The sequence below is a fragment of the Micromonospora siamensis genome, from assembly GCF_900090305.1.
Classification (GTDB): domain Bacteria; phylum Actinomycetota; class Actinomycetes; order Mycobacteriales; family Micromonosporaceae; genus Micromonospora; species Micromonospora siamensis.
In genome coordinates this window covers 3,884,957-3,900,018 of the sequence record NZ_LT607751.1, presented here as the reverse complement: position 1 = coordinate 3,900,018, position 15,062 = coordinate 3,884,957, and the positions used below count along the sequence as shown (strand labels likewise).

Here is a 15,062-nt window from a genome sequence, read left to right as displayed (position 1 = left end):
GCGGGAACGACCGCTACGAGGCCTGCGCCTGTCCAGTCGGAGCGGCTCGATCGGTGACCGGTTGCCGGAGGATGGTGCGTTGCCTCTCCGGCGCGACCCTGCGGAAGTCGCTGAGGTAGATCTCGTGGTGGACGCCGACCATCCGGAACCCCAGCCCGGGGATGACCTCGTGATGCAGGTGCGAGAGCACATCCGCCTCGTCGTCGAAGGAGCCGACGTGCAGCGTCTGCACGCACCGCCCCTCCGACAGCGCCTCCAACCGCACGTCAGGAAGCCGCGCCGGCGCGTCCTTCGCTTGGACCTTTTCGATCGCGGCCGTGAACAGGGCCGGGCTGACCCACTCGGGAACCATGAGCATCAGTGTCCAGTCCCACCGTGACTTGTCCCGTACGGAGGTGAAGGAGGACATGTCCTCGGCCCACCACAGCCCCTCCAGCGGTGGGACGACGTAGTCCCGCCCGAGGTCCCGCTTGCTGGCGAACTTCAGCTTGTATGCCACGGGATAGAGCGTCTGCACCGCCTCGCCGAAGGCGGGTGAGGTGTTCGGGTCGCCGTGACCGTCGATCATCAGGTAGTTCATGTCCGGCACGTCCACGACCCGGAACCGGCCCTGCTGCGCCCGGTAGGCGTCGAGGGCCCTCTTGAAGTCGATCCTGGTCGTCATTCGAGCGGGCCGGTGAAAGCGTCGAGCTCGGCCGGCCGGTCCACCCGGGCGACCAGCTTCTTCGGCGCCCGGAGGCAGTAGCTCTCCGTCAACAGCTCGCCGACCTCCTCCCAGTCGACACCGTCGTCGAGCACCATGCCGATGACGTCGGCGCCCCAGTCCGGCTTGAAGAACGGGTGGCCACCGCCGGTCAGCGCGGCGAGCTCGTCGCCGGAGGAGCGGAAGGTCAGCACGCAGACCGGCTCGTCGCTGCCGGCGGCCCGGGCGAGCGCCGCCTGGTGGTCGGGGTCGACCAGGTAGACGTGCGCGAACGTGCGCTGGCGGATCCGCCAGCGCGTCCCGATCCACGCCGGCTCCTCGTAGGTCTCCGGCAGCCCGAGGCACACGGGCCGGAGCCGGTCGAGGATCTCGGGTGGGACGTCCTGAGGGCCGGTCACGCTCGGGAAGCTACCCGCGCCCTCCGACAAGAAGTTTTCCGTGACACCGCCGGTCCGCGTCCCCGCAATCGTCACACCCACGGGATACGACTGACGCGGACCGATGAGTTTCGGCATGGCGGTCGGTCCTACCCAGCACAAACGAGCGGAAGGATGAGCCTATGAGCGGCGTACGGGTGCTGGTCGGCACACGCAAGGGCGCGTTCACCCTGACCTCCGACGGCAGGCGCGACGACTGGACGGTCGACGGCCCGCACTTCGGTGGCTGGGAGATCTACCACCTCACCGGGTCACCCGCCGACCCGGACCGGCTCTACGCCTCCCAGTCCAGCGGCTGGTTCGGGCAGCTGATCCAGCGCTCCGACGACGGCGGCAGAACCTGGAACCCGGTGGGCAACGACTTCGCCTACGCCGGCGACGTCGGCGAGCACCTCTGGTACGACGGCACCCCGCGTCCGTGGGAGTTCAAGCGGATCTGGCACCTCGAGCCGTCCCGCGACGACCCGGACACGCTGTACGCCGGCGCCGAGGACGCCGCCCTCTACGTCAGCACCGACGGCGGGCAGAAGTGGACCGAGCGCACCGCCCTGCGTACCCATCCGACCGGTGGCGCGTGGCAGCCCGGCGCGGGCGGGATGTGCCTGCACACGATCATCCTGGATCCGGCGAACCGGGACCGGATCTACGTGGCCATCTCGGCGGCGGGCGCGTTCCGCAGCGACGACGCCGGGGCGAGTTGGCTGCCGATCAACAAGGGCCTGCGCTCGGGGGAGATCCCCGACCAGGACTCCGAGGTCGGCCACTGCGTGCACCACATCACTCAGCACCCGTCCCGGCCGGACACGCTGTTCATGCAGAAGCACTGGGACGTGATGCGCAGCGACGACGCCGGCGCGACCTGGCGGGAGGTCTCCGGCAACCTGCCGTCGGACTTCGGGTTCCCGATCGCGGTGCACGCCCACGAGCCGGAGACCGTCTACGTGGTGCCGATCAAGAGCGATTCGGAGCACTACCCGCCGGAGGGCAAGCTGCGGGTCTACCGCAGCCGCACCGGTGGCGACGAGTGGGAGCCGCTGACCGCCGGCCTGCCGCAGTCGCACTGCTACGTCAACGTGCTGCGCGACGCGATGGCCGTCGACACGCTCGACCCGTGCGGGATCTACTTCGGCACCACCGGTGGCCAGGTCTACCGGTCCGCCGACGGCGGCGACACCTGGGCGCCGATCGTCCGGGACCTGCCCGCCGTGCTGTCGGTGGAAGTCCAGGTGCTGCCGTGATCCGGGTGGTCCTCCCGGCCCACCTGAAGAACCTGGCGCACGTCACCGGCGAGGTGCGGCTCGACGTGGCCGGACCGGTCGCCACCCAGCGCATGGTGCTGGACACCCTGGAGGCGCGGTACCCGATGCTGCTCGGCACGATCCGAGACCGGCACAGCGGCAAGCGGCGCGCCTTCGTCCGGTTCTACGCCTGCGAGGAGGACCTGTCCAACGATCCGCCCGACACGCCGCTTCCCGACGAGGTCGTCGCGGGCCGGGAGCCGCTCATCATCCTCGGCGCGATGGCCGGGGGGTAGCCGACCAACTGCGCCGATGGGCGGGGACGCCTGGTCGCGGGAAACGCCAGACGGTGTCGTCCGAGGAATCTAGGCTGGGGGCATGGTCGTCTGATCATGTTCGTGGACCCGAGGGTGCCCGCGGTGGGCGACGCCCGCCGCCCCTACGGTTCCGTCCGGCGGCAGCCCCGGCCAGGGCGCCGACGCCGCCGGCGCGGACCGCCATTCCGAGGTCGCGTGGGAAGGGTCGAGATGTCCGACAAGTCTCCGCAGAAGAACAACATGAAGAAGCCCGCCATGACGCTGAAGGAGAAGCGGGCGGCCAAGAAGGCCAAGCACGCCGACAAGTCGTCCGCGGTGCCGCCGACCGACCACTGAGTCACCGGCTCGCGCCACGCCAGGACCTGGCGTGGCGCGCCGGCCTACCGCCGCCCGCGTCCGGCGTCGCTGCCACCGCTACGGCGAGCGCGACGTCAGCCGGCCTGGACCGACAGCGTCAGGTCGGTGAAGGACGTCGGCGCGGCGCCGCCCGCCGCGTACGCCCGGAAGGCGTCACCCTCGGTCAACCCGACGACGAACCGCGGGTCGGTCTCCGCGGTCGTGCCCGTCGTGCTGGTCGACCGGCCGGCGCCGGCCAGGTCCAGGGCGGCGTCGCGCATCGCGTACGAGCCGAAGACGTCGCCGGTCGGCGGCCCCGCCACCCGGTCCTGCGGGACGACAGGCGTGCTGGTCGGCGCCTTGGTGACCTGCCAGCGGACCGAGTCGTAGGCGTCGCCGTCGGTGAGGTGGCTCCACCGCACCCCGCCGATCGACCAGTGGCCGCCGACCTGACCGACCTGGGCCGACCGGAGGTCGAGGATCGACACCCCGTTGCTGCCCACCACCCGGGCGGTCTCGCGGGCGGTGCCGGCGCCGGTGACGATGAGCGCGGTGTCCTCGCCGACCCCGTACACCCGGTCATGTCCGGTGTCGGCGGCCAGCCGCAGCGAGCGGCCGCCGCGACCGCGGGCGTCGAAGTGGGTGTCGACCAGCCCGGAGGTGACGAAACCGAAACCCCCGGCCGGCCAGTAGCCGAGCGTGGCGTCAGTGTCGTAGTAGCCCGGCTTCGCGCCGTCGCGCACGCCGTAGTAGCTGGACCCGCCGGTGATCATGTCGCGGCCGGCGAGGATCTGCATGCCCGCGCTGGTACCGGCGACCGGCGCGCCGACGGCGAAGCGCTGCCGGATCGCGGCCAGCACCGCGCCGTCGGAGCCGTCCGGGCGGATCATCGACTGCACGTACCGGAACTGGTCGCCGCCGGTGAAGAAGAAGCCGGTCATCGACGTGGCCTGGGCGGCCAACGCGGGGTCGTCACCGCTGCCGTCCTTCTTGGTGGTCACCGGGATCCAGGTGGTCTCGGCGGCGCCGTAGCGCTTGAGGACCTTGGCCACGGCGTTGGCGCTGGAGTGCGGGACCGCCGACGATGCGCTCAGGATGCCGATCCGGGCGTTCGCGCCGCCGGCCTCGCGGACGAACTCGCCGTAGACGGCGGCGTTGTCGTCGGCGAGCGCCCCGCCGACCAGCAGGACCGCCCCGGGTCCGGTGGCCGGCGCGGCGGGGGCGATGCCGGCTAGCGCGGCGGAGGCGGCTCCGGTCGGCGCGATGCCGGCCGCGACAGTCACGATCAGGGCGCTGAGCAGCGGCAGAATTCTCGGCCGGGTCATGCCCACCGACGCTAGACAGCTGCCCGGTGGGCGTCAAGGAGCGTCGATGCGCTGATCGCCTCGGGAGGCCGGCCGGGCGCCACGTCGCGGGCGAGTGTGATACCTCAGAGTCATCATTGTTCCTCTGAGGTATCACGCTCGCGATGGTCATCGCCGCGACGCTGGTCGCGTCTGTGCCTCGGACCGCGTGGCACGGCCCGACCGAAGCCCTCCCACGCGAGCACCGCGACCCGCTGACCCCGTGACGAGCCGAGGCGGCCGGACCCCGAAGGGCCCGGCCGCCTCGCCGTACTCGTGGATCAGAAGCGGATCTTGCGCAGGTACCGGTAGCCGACCTCGGCGGTCTGCTGCGGCGTCACGTCCGGGGTGTCGTTCTCGACGATGTACTCCTGCACGGAGTGCTCCCGGAAGATCCGGGCGAAGTCGATGTGCCCGGTGCCCAGGTCGGCCATGTCGCCGTCGGCGGCGTGCCGGTCCTTGACGTGGTACTGCAGCACCCGCTGCGGGGCGTCGCGGATGACGTCGAGGGCGAAGCCCTCCGGGTCGTCGACGCCCTCGCCGGAGTTGATGCCGCCGGTGACCGCCCAGTACAGGTCGACCTCCAGGTGCACCAGCTTCGGGTCCAGCTCCGAGGTCAGGATGTCCCAGGGCCGCAGGCCCCCACCCAGGTCGGTGGTGAACTCGTGGGCGTGGTTGTGGTAGCCGTAACGCAGGCCCGCCCGGGCCGCCGCGGCGGCCTCGACGTTCATCTGCTCGGCCCAGCGCTTCCAGTCTTCGGCCTTGTCGGAGTTCAGGTACGGCACCACCAGGTACTGCTGGCCCAGGGTGACCGCGTTCTGGATCTTCTGCTGCAGGCCGGCGGCGTTCTCGGCGATCCCGTCGTGGCTGGAGCTGGCCTTGATGCCGATGCCGTCGAGGAACTGCCGCAGCTGGGCCGCGGTACGCCCGAAGTAGCCGAGCGCCAGCTCCACCTTCGGGTAGCCGATCTGGGCGAGCCGGGTGAGCGTGGCGTCGTACCCGGGAGCGCCCCAGAGGGCGTCGCGCATCGTCCAGAGCTGGATGCTGATCAGGCCCGGGGGCACGAGGTGCCGGCCGGTGTGCTTGGTGGTGGCCGACGCCGGGGTGGCGCCGAGCCCCGCCGAGGCGAGCCCGACTCCGGCCGCCGCGGCGAGCGAGCCGCGTAGCAGGCTCCGCCGGTCCATGACGGACCGCCGCAGCGCGGCCTCTCCGTCGAATCCGTAACACATAGGATGTCTCTCCTTAGCTCACGCGGAGGGGGTCAGGCGGACCTCGTCGGTCCCGGTCAGCGAGGGCAGGCCGGCACCGCCCGGGTCGGTGTAGGAGGCGACGAACACGGCGGACAGGTTGCCGGCCGCCGGGTCGTGACCGCCGGGCACCGTGGTGGTGATGGTGCCGGTGCAGCCACTGGCGGTGGTCTGCGGGTGGCCGTGCTGGTCGTGGCCGAGGATGTAGGTGACGGTGACCTTGGCGCAGTCCACCGGCTGGTCGTCGGTCACCTTGACCTCGTAGGTGACGGTGTCACCGAAGTGGAAGGGCTGGCCCTCCACCGGCTTGACCAGCTCCACCACCGGGGCCGTGTTGCCGACCACGACCCGCACCGACGCGGACGCCGACAGGCCGCCCCTGTCGCTGACGTCGAGGGTCGCGTCGTAGAGGCCGTTCTCGGTGTACGTGAAGGTCGGGTTCGCCTCGCGGGAGTCGACCTTGCCGTCGTTGTCGAAGTCCCACGCGTACTTCAGCTTGTCGCCGTCGGCGTCTGTGGTGCCCTCGCTGGAGAACCGCACGGTCAGCGGCGCGACCCCGTTGAGCGGGTCGGCGGAGACCTGGGGAACCGGGGTGTGGTTGCCCTTCCAGCCGATGTAGTCGATCCGGGCGAGCTGCGCCTCGGGGTTCTCGCTGAAGTAGCCGTCGCCGTACTCCAGGACGTAGAGCGCGCCGTCGGGGCCGAACTCCATGTCCATCGGGTTGTCGGTGACGATCGAGGGGACCACCGGCTCGATGCCGACCAGATTGCGCTGCGCGTCCAGGGTGAATGCCTTCACGTAGTCGCGGGTCCACTCGAAGAACAGCGGCTTGCCGTCGTAGTACTCCGGCCAGGCGACCGGGGCACGACCCTTGGTGGTCTTCGGGTCGAACTGGTAGGCCGGGCCGGCCATCGGGCCGATGCCGCCGGTGCCCAGCTCCGGGAACCGCGGGGAGAGACCGTAGCCGTACCAGACGTCCGGCTGCGCCACCGGCGGCAGGTTACGCAGCCCGGTGTTGTTCGGCGAGTCGTTGACCGGCGCGGCGCAGTTGAACGCGCCCTTTGAGGTGTTGGTGGCGAAGTCCCAGTCCTGGTAGGGCTGGTCTGGCGTGACGCAGTACGGCCAGCCGAAGTTCGCCGCCTTCTGGGTGGCGATCCACCGGCCCTGACCGGCCGGCCCGCGCTGCGGGTTCGGCTGGCGGGCGTCGGGGGAGTAGTCGCCGATGTACAGCTCGTCGTTCTCCCGGTTGAGCTCGATGCGGTACGGGTTGCGCAGCCCCATCACGTAGATCTCGGGCCGGGTCTTGGCCGTGCCCTCCGGGAAGAGGTTCCCGGCCGGGATGGTGTAGCCGCCGTTGGCGCCCGGCTTGACCCGCAGGATCTTGCCGCGCAGGTCGTTGGTGTTGGCCGCGCTGCGCTGGGCGTCGAACGCGGGGTTGCGGGTGGCCCGCTCGTCGATCGGCGCGTAGCCGTCGGACTCGAACGGATTGGTGTCGTCCCCGGTGGACAGGTACAGGTTGCCCTGGGAGTCGAAGACGATGTCGCCGCCGACGTGGCAGCAGATGCCCCGGTCGACCGGGACCTGGAGGATCTTCTGCTCGGTGGTCAGGTCCAAGGTGTCCTCGACCAGCCGGAACCGGGACAGTTGCAGGGCACCCTTGAACCTGGCGAAGTCGGCGGCGGTGCCGGTGGTCGGCGCGTCACCCTCGTTGACGTTCGGGGTGGCCGGGTCGTCGACCGGGGTGTTGCCGGGCGGCGAGTAGTACAGGTAGACCCAGTTGTTGCCGCCCTTGCCGAAGTTCGGGTCGACCGCGACGTTCTGCAGGCCCTCCTCGTCGTGGCGGTAGACGTCCAGGGTGGCGGCGAGGGTGTTGCGACCGCTGTCCGGATGGTGCATCCACACCTGGCCGGCCCGGGTCACGTGCAGCACCCGGCGGTCGGGCAGCACGGCGAGGTCCATCGGCTCGCCCGGGTGGTCGTTGAGGGTGACCTTCTGGAAGTCCGATTCCGCGGGGGCGGCGGCCGCGGTGGGCTCCGCCATGGACGCGGTGGGCGTGGCGACGAGCGCCGTGGCGGTCAGGCCGGCCACGGCGAGCGCGAGTCGTCTCTTCATCTGCCTCTCTTTCTCTTCAGGGGAACGGGGCAGGGTCGGGACGTGCGGTGCGGTGCTGTCGGAGGGAAGGTCCGCTGTGGAGGCCGCGCGGCAGGTGATCAGCGGTTCACGTCGACGAAACAGGTTCGTCACCCGGGCGACGCTACAAAACCGACGTCGATGTGTCCATACCTTCCGGTGGATCGCGCTCAACTTTTCTCTGCATCGACAAAAGTTGGCACGAATCCCTTGTGGTCGCACTGACCAGGGAATAGTTTGTTCAGCCGACAGGCATAATCCCGGTACGCCCGAAGGAGAGCCATGAAGAGATCGTCCAGAGCGCTCGCCGTACTGGCGCTCGTCGTCGGGCTGGTCGCGCCCGCCGTACCGGCGGCGGCCGACGGCCCCGACCACCAGGTCCTCGTCTTCTCCAAGACGACCGGCTACCGTCACGCCTCCATCCCGGTCGGCATCGCCGTCATCAAGGAGCTCGGCGCGGAGAACGGCTTCGGGGTGGACACCACCGAGGACGACGCCCAGTTCACCGATGCCAACCTGGCGAAGTACGACGCCGTCATCTTCCTGTCCACCACCGGTGACCCGGTGACCCGGCCGGAGTCCAAGGCCGCCTTCCAGCGCTACATCGAGGCCGGTGGCGGCTACCTCGGCATCCACGCCGCCTCGGACAGCGGATACAACTGGAGCTGGTACGGCGGCCTGGTCGGCGCGTACTTCCGGGACCACCCGGCCATCCAGCCGGCCATGGTCCGGGTCATCGGACAGGGCACCGAGGCCACCCGCGGACTGCCGAACAAGTGGTGGCGCACCGACGAGTGGTACAACTTCCGCACCAACCCGCGCGGCGAGGTCCGGGTGCTGGCCCGCATCGACGAGTCGACCTACAACCCGGTCGGCTACACCGGCGGGTCGATGGGTGGGGACCACCCGATGGCGTGGTGCCACAACTACGACGGCGGCCGTGCCGTCTACACGGCGCTCGGCCACACCGACGCCTCGTACTCCGAGCCGCTCTTCCTGACCCACCTGCTCGGCAGCATCAAGATGGCCGCCGGCCAGGCGAAGTTCAACTGCGACCCGAACGAGTGACCGGTGCGGTGGCCGGGGCGCACGGGCGCCCCGGCCACCCCCTCGACGGACAAGGAGCAGCCGTGCCGGACCGCCGACGCACGACCCGACCGCCGGCCCGTGGCGGCACCCGCCCGGTACGTACCCTCGTCGTGGCCGCCCTCGCGGCGTTCGTCGCCGGGGCGCTGCTCGCCGGTGGCATCGGCTACGCCGCCGGCCGGCCCGACCGTGACCCGGTCCAGGTCGAGGTGGAGCGGCTGCGCCAGCAGGACGCGGCCCGCGACCGGACCCAGACCATCGAGCTGACCGCCACCGCCCGCCAGGTGCAGGCCAGCCTGCTGCCCGTGCTGTCCGACCTGGCCGCCGCCCTCCCGGTGGACCCGGCTACCCCGGCCAAGCCGCCCACCGAGGACCGGATCGCCGCGGGGCGCACCGCAACCCGGGCCGCCGTGCAGCGGTTCGCCCACCCGCCGTCCGGCGGCACGGCCGTCAACGTCGCCCGCTCCGGGCTGGCCGCCGCCGTCCGCGCCCTCGACGCCGCCGTCCGCGCCTACCAGGCGGCCCGGGCCGCCCCGCCCGCCACCCGCCCGGAACTGCTCGCGCTCGCCGCCGAGCAGCGCGACATCGCCGTGGCCACCTGGTCCACCGCCGCCACCCAGCTCGACGCCGTCAACGTCGACGCGGGTTTCGGCCACGCCCACGTCTTCCTGCCCGCCGGGCCCGGCACGGGCGCGTTGACCGCCGACAGCGAGCCCGAGGGCCACGCCGACTGACCCGGTGTGAGCTGACCCACCAGCGGGAATGGATCGCAGGGGCGGGGATTTGCTGCCAGGTGTGACCGTTGCCCAGTCTGCTCGCCGAGGTCCGCACGGACCCGCCCCGACGACCGCCACCGAGACCGCGGAAACCCCCGGTGACCTGATGACCGGGCGGGAACGGCTGCGCCTCGTGCTGGTCCTCGGCTCGCTGATCGCGATCGGTCCACTGACCATCGACATGTACCTGCCGGCGCTGCCGGCCATCGCCGCCGACCTGCACACCACCTCCGCAGCCGTGCAGCTCACCCTCACCGGCACCCTGGCCGGCCTGGCCCTGGGCCAGCTGCTGATCGGTCCGCTCTCCGACGCCGTCGGCCGCCGCCGTCCGCTGCTCGCCGGCATCGGCCTGCACATCGTGGCCTCTCTGCTCTGCGTGGTGGCCCCGACCATCGCCACCGTCGGCGTCCTGCGGGTGCTCCAGGGCCTCGGCGTCGCCGCCTCCTCCGTGGTGGCCATGGCGATCGTCCGCGACCTGTTCAGCGGCTCCGCCTTCGCCCGGCTCTTCTCCCGCCTGATGCTGGTCATGGGCGCCGCCCCGATCCTCGCCCCCACCCTCGGCAGCGCGCTGCTGCGCTGGTCGGACTGGCGGGGCGTGTTCGCCGCCCTCGCCGTCTTCGGCACCCTGCTGGTGGTGGTCGCGGCGATCGGGATCCGGGAGACCCTGCCGCCGCAGCGCCGCCGTCACGGCGGGGTGGCCGGCACCGTGCGCGACTACGGGACGCTGCTGCGCGACCGGACGTTCGTCGGCCTGGTCCTGGTCGCGGGCCTGGCCATGGCCGCGCTCTTCGCGTACGTCGCCGGGTCGTCGTTCGTCTTTCAGCAGCAGTACGGCCTCGACGAGCAGCAGTTCGGCCTCGCCTTCGGCGCCGGCGCGGTCGGCCTGATCACGGCCACCCAACTCAACGTACGCCTGCTGCGTCGCTTCACCCCGCAGCGCATCCTGGTCGCCGCCCTCGCCGCGGGCGCCGTCGCCGGGCTCGTGCTGGTCGCCTTCGCCGCCACCGGCGTCGGTGGTCTCGCCGCCGTCCTCGCCTCGCTGTGGGTGGTGCTCGCCGCGGCCGGCCTGGCCATGCCGAACGCCCCCGCGCTGGCCCTGTCCCGGCACGGCGAGGCGGCCGGCACCGCCGCCGCGCTGCTCGGCGCGGTGCAGTTCGGGGTGGGGGCCCTCTCCGCGCCGCTGGTCGGCCTGCTCGGCACCGGCGCCGTGGCGATGGCCGTGGTCGTCGCCGGCGGCATGGTCGCCGCCGTGGCCGTGCTGCTGCTGGTCGTCCGCCCGGCCCGCCTCGCGGAGCTGGAGCCGTCCGCCGAGGCGGTGGCGACGCACTGACCGGCCGGCAGGCCACCGGCCGGGAACTGGCTCGCCCCAGCGGCACACCGGCTGACTACGGTCGGCCCATGAGCATCGACGACCTGCGGCGACGCCTCGCCACACTGACCACCGCCCACCTGGCCGACGCCTGCCTGCGCGCCGGTGTGCCGGTGCGCTGCGGACCCGCCGCGCTGCGACCGGTCGTACCCGGCGGGCAGTTGTTCGGGCCGGTCGTGCCGGCCCGGCACGTCGGCAGCGTCGACGTCTTCCTGGAGGCGATCGACGGCGCCGCCCCCGGCGACGTGCTGGTCGTCGACAACGGCGGACGCGTCGACGAGTCGTGCGTGGGTGACCTGGTGGTGCTGGAGGCCGCCGCCGCCGGCCTGGCCGGCGTGGTGATCTGGGGTCTGCACCGCGACACCGTCGACATCCGCGCGGTCGGCCTGCCGGTGTTCAGCCTCGGCGCGATCCCCACCGGGCCGCGGCGGCTCGACCCCCGGCCGGCGTCCGCACTGACCAGCGCGACCGTCGGGGAGTGGACCCTCGACGCCGGCGACCTGGCCGTCGCCGACGACGACGGGGTGCTCTTCCTGCCGGCCGGCCGGGCCGGTGAGCTCTTCCAGGCCGCCGAGTCGATCCGGGCCACCGAACGCCGGCAGGCCGAGCGGATCCGCGCCGGGGTGCCGCTGCGCGAGCAGGTGGGCTTCGCCGCCTTCCTGGCCGCCCGCACGGACGACCCGGCGCTGACCTTCCGTGAGCACCTGCGCTCGGTCGGTGGCGCCATCGAGGAGTGACCGTCCACTATCGTCGGCCCGGCGCCCGGAGGAGCTGGTGCAGGACGACCAGCGGCACCACGCCCACCGGGTACCAGGCCAGGTCCACCGGGTCGAACTGCACGCCGAGCACCAACCGGGCCAGCAGGCTGCGCGCCGACAGCTCCGCGGGCACCCCGGTCAGCTGGGCGCACTCCACCGCCCAGCAGAAGACCGTCGCGAGCACCCCGACCAGGACCGGCCGCATCGCCGGCTTGAGGAACAGCACCGCCGCCCATACCATCGATCCGTACAGAGCGGTCCCCGAGTACTGGCGCAGTGCGCCGTCGTCCACCACCCGGATGAGCAGGGCGACGCCGAGGAAGAGGGCCGCCGCCATCGGCGTGAGCAGCCGGACGGTTCGGGGGGTGATCGACACCCCCGGGATGTTAATGCCCGCGCCGTGGTGGCCGACCTGCTCCACACTGTACGAAGCGGCGGACGAGCGGTGAGGTGCGGGGATGCTCTACGAGATCCACTTCGAGGAGGAACTGCCGGCCCAGCGGCTGCGCCAGGTGCTGCGGGAGCGGTACGGCATCCGGCCGCAGGACGTGTACTGCGGCCGGATCGAGGACCGGTCGCCCGGCGAACCGCGCCCGGTGGTGATGTGCACGCCGCCGCGCGAGGGGGAGAGTTTCGGCTGGCTGCTGATCGGCGACCGGGAACTGTTCGAGGCCACCGGTCAGGACGAGTGGGAGCTGGCCACCGCCCTGGCGCCGGTGTTCGGGGTGCGGGCGCTGGTCGACGACCACAGCAGCCACCCCGACCGGTGGATCCTCGTCGCCGCCGACGGCAGCAGCGGCCTGGTGCTCACCGACGAGGAGGGTGAGCTGCGCATCCGGTACGCCCTGGAGCCGATCAGTGGCGAGCCGGGCCTGACCGTCGTGCCGCCCGTGCAGTGGCCCGGCTGGTGACCGCAGCCCGGTGACCCGCCCGTCGGGGCGGGGGAGCGGCCGGCCGGTGCGGGCGAGATCACCGCGCCGCCCGTCGCGCGGCGGGGCCCCGGGTGCGTAGAGTTCCCGGGTCGATCGGCGCGGTGACGAGGGCGAGACGGTAGCGGGATGATTGAGGACAAGGTCGGACAGTCGGGACCGGACGGGGGCATCGGCCCGGAGCAGTTGGCCACCTGCCTGAGCGTCTTCGAGGCGCTGGAGGCGCTGCCGTCGGACCACCCCGACGTGGTGCGGGTGCAGCGTGCCACCGCGCGGCTGTACAAGGTGATCAAGCAGCGGCGGCGCGAGGAGCGCCGGGAGGCCGTACTGGCCCACGACCGTAAGGTCACCGCGGCCACCGCCACCGGCGCCCCGGGACGCATCGACGACGAGACCCGCGGCCTCCCGCTCGCCTCCACCGCCGAGGGTGCCAGCGCCGGCACCCTGATCAACCCGCGCGGCTGCTACATCTGCAAGGTCCGCTACCGCGAGGTGGACGCGTTCTACCACCAGCTCTGCCCGTCCTGCGCGGCGCTCAACCGGGAACGGCGCGACGCGCGTACCGACCTGACCGGCCGGCGGGCGCTGCTCACCGGTGGCCGCGCCAAGATCGGCATGTACATCGCGCTGCGGCTGCTCCGCGACGGCGCCCACACCACCATCACCACCCGGTTCCCGCACGACGCCGTCCGCCGGTTCACCGCGATGCCCGACAGCGACCAGTGGCTGCACCGGCTGCGGGTGGTCGGCATCGACCTGCGCGACCCGGCCCAGGTGGTCGCCCTCGCCGACTCGGTCAGCGCGCAGGGCCCGCTGGACATCCTGATCAACAACGCGGCGCAGACCGTCCGGCGCACCCCCGGGGCGTACGCCCATCTGGTCGCCGCCGAGTCCGCGGCCCTGCCCGACGGTCCGCTGCCGGAGCTGCTCACCTTCGCCAAGCCCGGAGCCGACCGGGAGAGTCCGGCCGGCGCCCTGACCGGATCCCCGACGATCACCCCGCACGCCCTCACCGCGCTCGCGCTGACCACCGGCTCCGCCTCGCCGGAGCGGATCGCCGCGGCAACCGCCGTCGACGCCGGCGGCCTGGCCCCGGACCTCGGGCCGGTCAACAGCTGGGTGCAGCGGGTGCACGAGGTGGACCCGGTGGAGCTGCTCGAGGTGCAGCTGTGCAACGTCACCGCGCCGTTCGTGCTGGTCAGCCGGTTGCGCCCGGCGCTGGCCGCGTCGCCGGCCCGACGCACCTACATCGTCAACGTCTCGGCGATGGAGGGGCAGTTCGGGCGCGGCTACAAGGGTGCCGGCCACCCGCACACCAACATGGCCAAGGCGGCGCTGAACATGCTGACCCGCACCAGCGCCGAGGACATGCTCGCCGACGGGATCCTGATGACCAGCGTCGACACCGGCTGGATCACCGACGAGCGACCGCACCCGACCAAGATGCGCCTCGCCGACGAGGGCTTCCACGCCCCGCTGGACCTGGTCGACGGCGCCGCCCGGGTGTACGACCCGATCGTGCGCGGCGAGCGTGGCGAGGACGTCTACGGCTGCTTCCTCAAGGACTACGCCCCCTGCGCCTGGTGAGACCCGGTCAGCGGCCGGTGAACGTCGCCCTGCCCGGACCGTCGGCGAGGAACGAGCGGACGGCGTTGCGCAGGTCATCGGTGCGGTAGAGGTCCGCGGCGATCGTGGTGACGGCCTGGTCCGCCGCCTCGACCCCGCCGTCGCCGAAATGGTCCAGGACCCGCTTGGTGGCGGCGTGCGCCCGGGTGGGCCCGGCCGCCAGCCCGGCGGCGAAGTCCCGGGCCGCCGCGTCGAACCCCTCGTTGGGCAGCACCCGGTTGACCACACCCCACTTGTGCAGCACCGACGCCGGATAGCGGTCGCCGGTCATGACGAACTCCTTGGCCCGGCCCACTCCGGCCCGCGCCGCCAGCCGCTGTGTACCGCCCATGGTGGGGGTCAACCCCACCACCTTCTCCACCAGGCCGAAGCTGGCCCGCTCGGCGGCCACGATCAGGTCGCAGGCCACCGCCACCTCGAACGCCCAGGTCAGGCAGAGCGCGTGCGCGGCGAAGACGGTCGGGAAGGGCAGCCCGGCGATCCGCCGCGGCAGCTCCAGCATCCGGTCGAAGAGGACCTTCGCCTGCTCGGGGGTCTGCTGGGCGGCGAACAGGTTGACGTCCACGCCGGCGCTGACCACCCGCCCTTCCGCCCGCAGCAGCAGGGCCCGGGTGTCGGCGGTCAGCCGGTCCAGGGCGGCGTCGAACGCGTCGTGCAGCTCGGCGGTGTAGAGGTTGAGCGGGCCGGCGGCGACGGTCAGCACCGCCAGGCCGGAGGGCTCGACGTCCAGGCGGGTCAGCGCGGGCTCGGTCATCCGTGCAGCCTAG

At 72.3% G+C, this 15,062-nt stretch carries 16 protein-coding genes; 9 read left to right on the top strand and 7 right to left on the bottom strand.

Going from position 1 to position 15,062, the window contains the following annotated elements; genetic code table 11:
• Window positions 1–13 precede the first annotated feature (13 nt).
• On the bottom strand, window positions 14–664 hold the full coding sequence (locus GA0074704_RS18190) for a GyrI-like domain-containing protein (RefSeq protein ID WP_088971618.1): 651 nt from the start codon (window positions 662–664) through the stop codon (window positions 14–16).
• On the bottom strand, window positions 661–1,101 hold the full coding sequence (locus GA0074704_RS18185) for an MmcQ/YjbR family DNA-binding protein (RefSeq protein ID WP_088971617.1): 441 nt from the start codon (window positions 1,099–1,101) through the stop codon (window positions 661–663). The genes GA0074704_RS18190 and GA0074704_RS18185 overlap by 4 nt, the downstream gene beginning before the upstream one ends.
• Window positions 1,102–1,262: 161 nt before the next feature.
• Here GA0074704_RS18185 and GA0074704_RS18180 point away from each other — a divergent pair, with 161 nt between their 5' ends.
• From GA0074704_RS18180 to GA0074704_RS29680, 3 genes are all read left to right on the top strand, one after another.
• Complete coding sequence (locus GA0074704_RS18180) at window positions 1,263–2,378, top strand: WD40/YVTN/BNR-like repeat-containing protein (protein ID WP_088971616.1); 1,116 nt, start codon at window positions 1,263–1,265, stop codon at window positions 2,376–2,378.
• Complete coding sequence (locus GA0074704_RS18175; protein ID WP_088971615.1) at window positions 2,375–2,674, top strand: MoaD/ThiS family protein; 300 nt, start codon at window positions 2,375–2,377, stop codon at window positions 2,672–2,674. The genes GA0074704_RS18180 and GA0074704_RS18175 overlap by 4 nt, the downstream gene beginning before the upstream one ends.
• A 231-nt stretch (window positions 2,675–2,905) precedes the next feature.
• The gene (locus tag GA0074704_RS29680; RefSeq protein WP_269458902.1) at window positions 2,906–3,031 is read left to right on the top strand and encodes a hypothetical protein; all 126 of its coding nucleotides are present in this window, start codon (window positions 2,906–2,908) and stop codon (window positions 3,029–3,031) included.
• 95 nt (window positions 3,032–3,126) lie between these two features.
• Here GA0074704_RS29680 and GA0074704_RS18170 read toward each other — a convergent pair whose 3' ends face one another.
• From GA0074704_RS18170 to GA0074704_RS18160, 3 genes are all read right to left on the bottom strand, one after another.
• Complete coding sequence (locus tag GA0074704_RS18170; protein WP_088971614.1) at window positions 3,127–4,356, bottom strand: cyanophycinase; 1,230 nt, start codon at window positions 4,354–4,356, stop codon at window positions 3,127–3,129.
• A gap of 299 nt (window positions 4,357–4,655) precedes the next feature.
• Window positions 4,656–5,603, bottom strand: coding sequence for a sugar phosphate isomerase/epimerase family protein (locus tag GA0074704_RS18165; protein ID WP_088971613.1), 948 nt, complete (start codon window positions 5,601–5,603; stop codon window positions 4,656–4,658).
• Between the two features lie 18 nt (window positions 5,604–5,621).
• A complete protein-coding gene (locus GA0074704_RS18160; RefSeq protein ID WP_088971612.1) occupies window positions 5,622–7,733 on the bottom strand; it encodes a PQQ-dependent sugar dehydrogenase in 2,112 nt (703 codons plus the stop codon).
• A gap of 300 nt (window positions 7,734–8,033) precedes the next feature.
• On the opposite strand from GA0074704_RS18160, the gene GA0074704_RS18155 reads away from it, so the two are divergent.
• The 4 genes from GA0074704_RS18155 (at window position 8,034) to GA0074704_RS18140 (ending at window position 11,719) form a co-directional block, all read left to right on the top strand.
• Window positions 8,034–8,819, top strand: coding sequence for a ThuA domain-containing protein (locus GA0074704_RS18155; RefSeq protein WP_088971611.1), 786 nt, complete (start codon window positions 8,034–8,036; stop codon window positions 8,817–8,819).
• 62 nt (window positions 8,820–8,881) lie between these two features.
• A complete protein-coding gene (locus GA0074704_RS18150) occupies window positions 8,882–9,571 on the top strand; it encodes a hypothetical protein (protein WP_088971610.1) in 690 nt (229 codons plus the stop codon).
• A 148-nt stretch (window positions 9,572–9,719) separates the two neighbouring features.
• Entirely contained in the window at window positions 9,720–10,943 is a 1,224-nt protein-coding gene (locus GA0074704_RS18145; RefSeq protein ID WP_088971609.1) for a multidrug effflux MFS transporter, read from the top strand.
• Window positions 10,944–11,011: 68 nt separating this feature from the next.
• The gene (locus GA0074704_RS18140; protein ID WP_088971608.1) at window positions 11,012–11,719 is read left to right on the top strand and encodes an RraA family protein; all 708 of its coding nucleotides are present in this window, start codon (window positions 11,012–11,014) and stop codon (window positions 11,717–11,719) included.
• A 7-nt stretch (window positions 11,720–11,726) separates the two neighbouring features.
• On the opposite strand, the gene GA0074704_RS18135 is transcribed toward GA0074704_RS18140, so the two are convergent.
• Window positions 11,727–12,116 carry a ribosomal maturation YjgA family protein gene (locus GA0074704_RS18135; RefSeq protein WP_088971607.1) on the bottom strand — a complete coding sequence of 130 codons (390 nt, stop codon included), beginning with the start codon at window positions 12,114–12,116 and terminating at the stop codon, window positions 11,727–11,729.
• Window positions 12,117–12,198: 82 nt separating this feature from the next.
• Between GA0074704_RS18135 and GA0074704_RS18130 the strand changes: the two genes are divergently transcribed.
• Together GA0074704_RS18130 and GA0074704_RS18125 are read left to right on the top strand one after the other, a co-directional pair.
• Complete coding sequence (locus GA0074704_RS18130) at window positions 12,199–12,651, top strand: hypothetical protein (protein WP_231926528.1); 453 nt, start codon at window positions 12,199–12,201, stop codon at window positions 12,649–12,651.
• A gap of 147 nt (window positions 12,652–12,798) precedes the next feature.
• The gene (locus GA0074704_RS18125) at window positions 12,799–14,256 is read left to right on the top strand and encodes an SDR family oxidoreductase (protein WP_088971606.1); all 1,458 of its coding nucleotides are present in this window, start codon (window positions 12,799–12,801) and stop codon (window positions 14,254–14,256) included.
• A 7-nt stretch (window positions 14,257–14,263) separates the two neighbouring features.
• Here GA0074704_RS18125 and GA0074704_RS18120 read toward each other — a convergent pair whose 3' ends face one another.
• Window positions 14,264–15,049 (bottom strand): enoyl-CoA hydratase/isomerase family protein, encoded by a 786-nt coding sequence (locus GA0074704_RS18120; protein WP_088971605.1) that lies wholly within the window; start codon window positions 15,047–15,049, stop codon window positions 14,264–14,266.
• Window positions 15,050–15,062 lie beyond the last annotated feature (13 nt).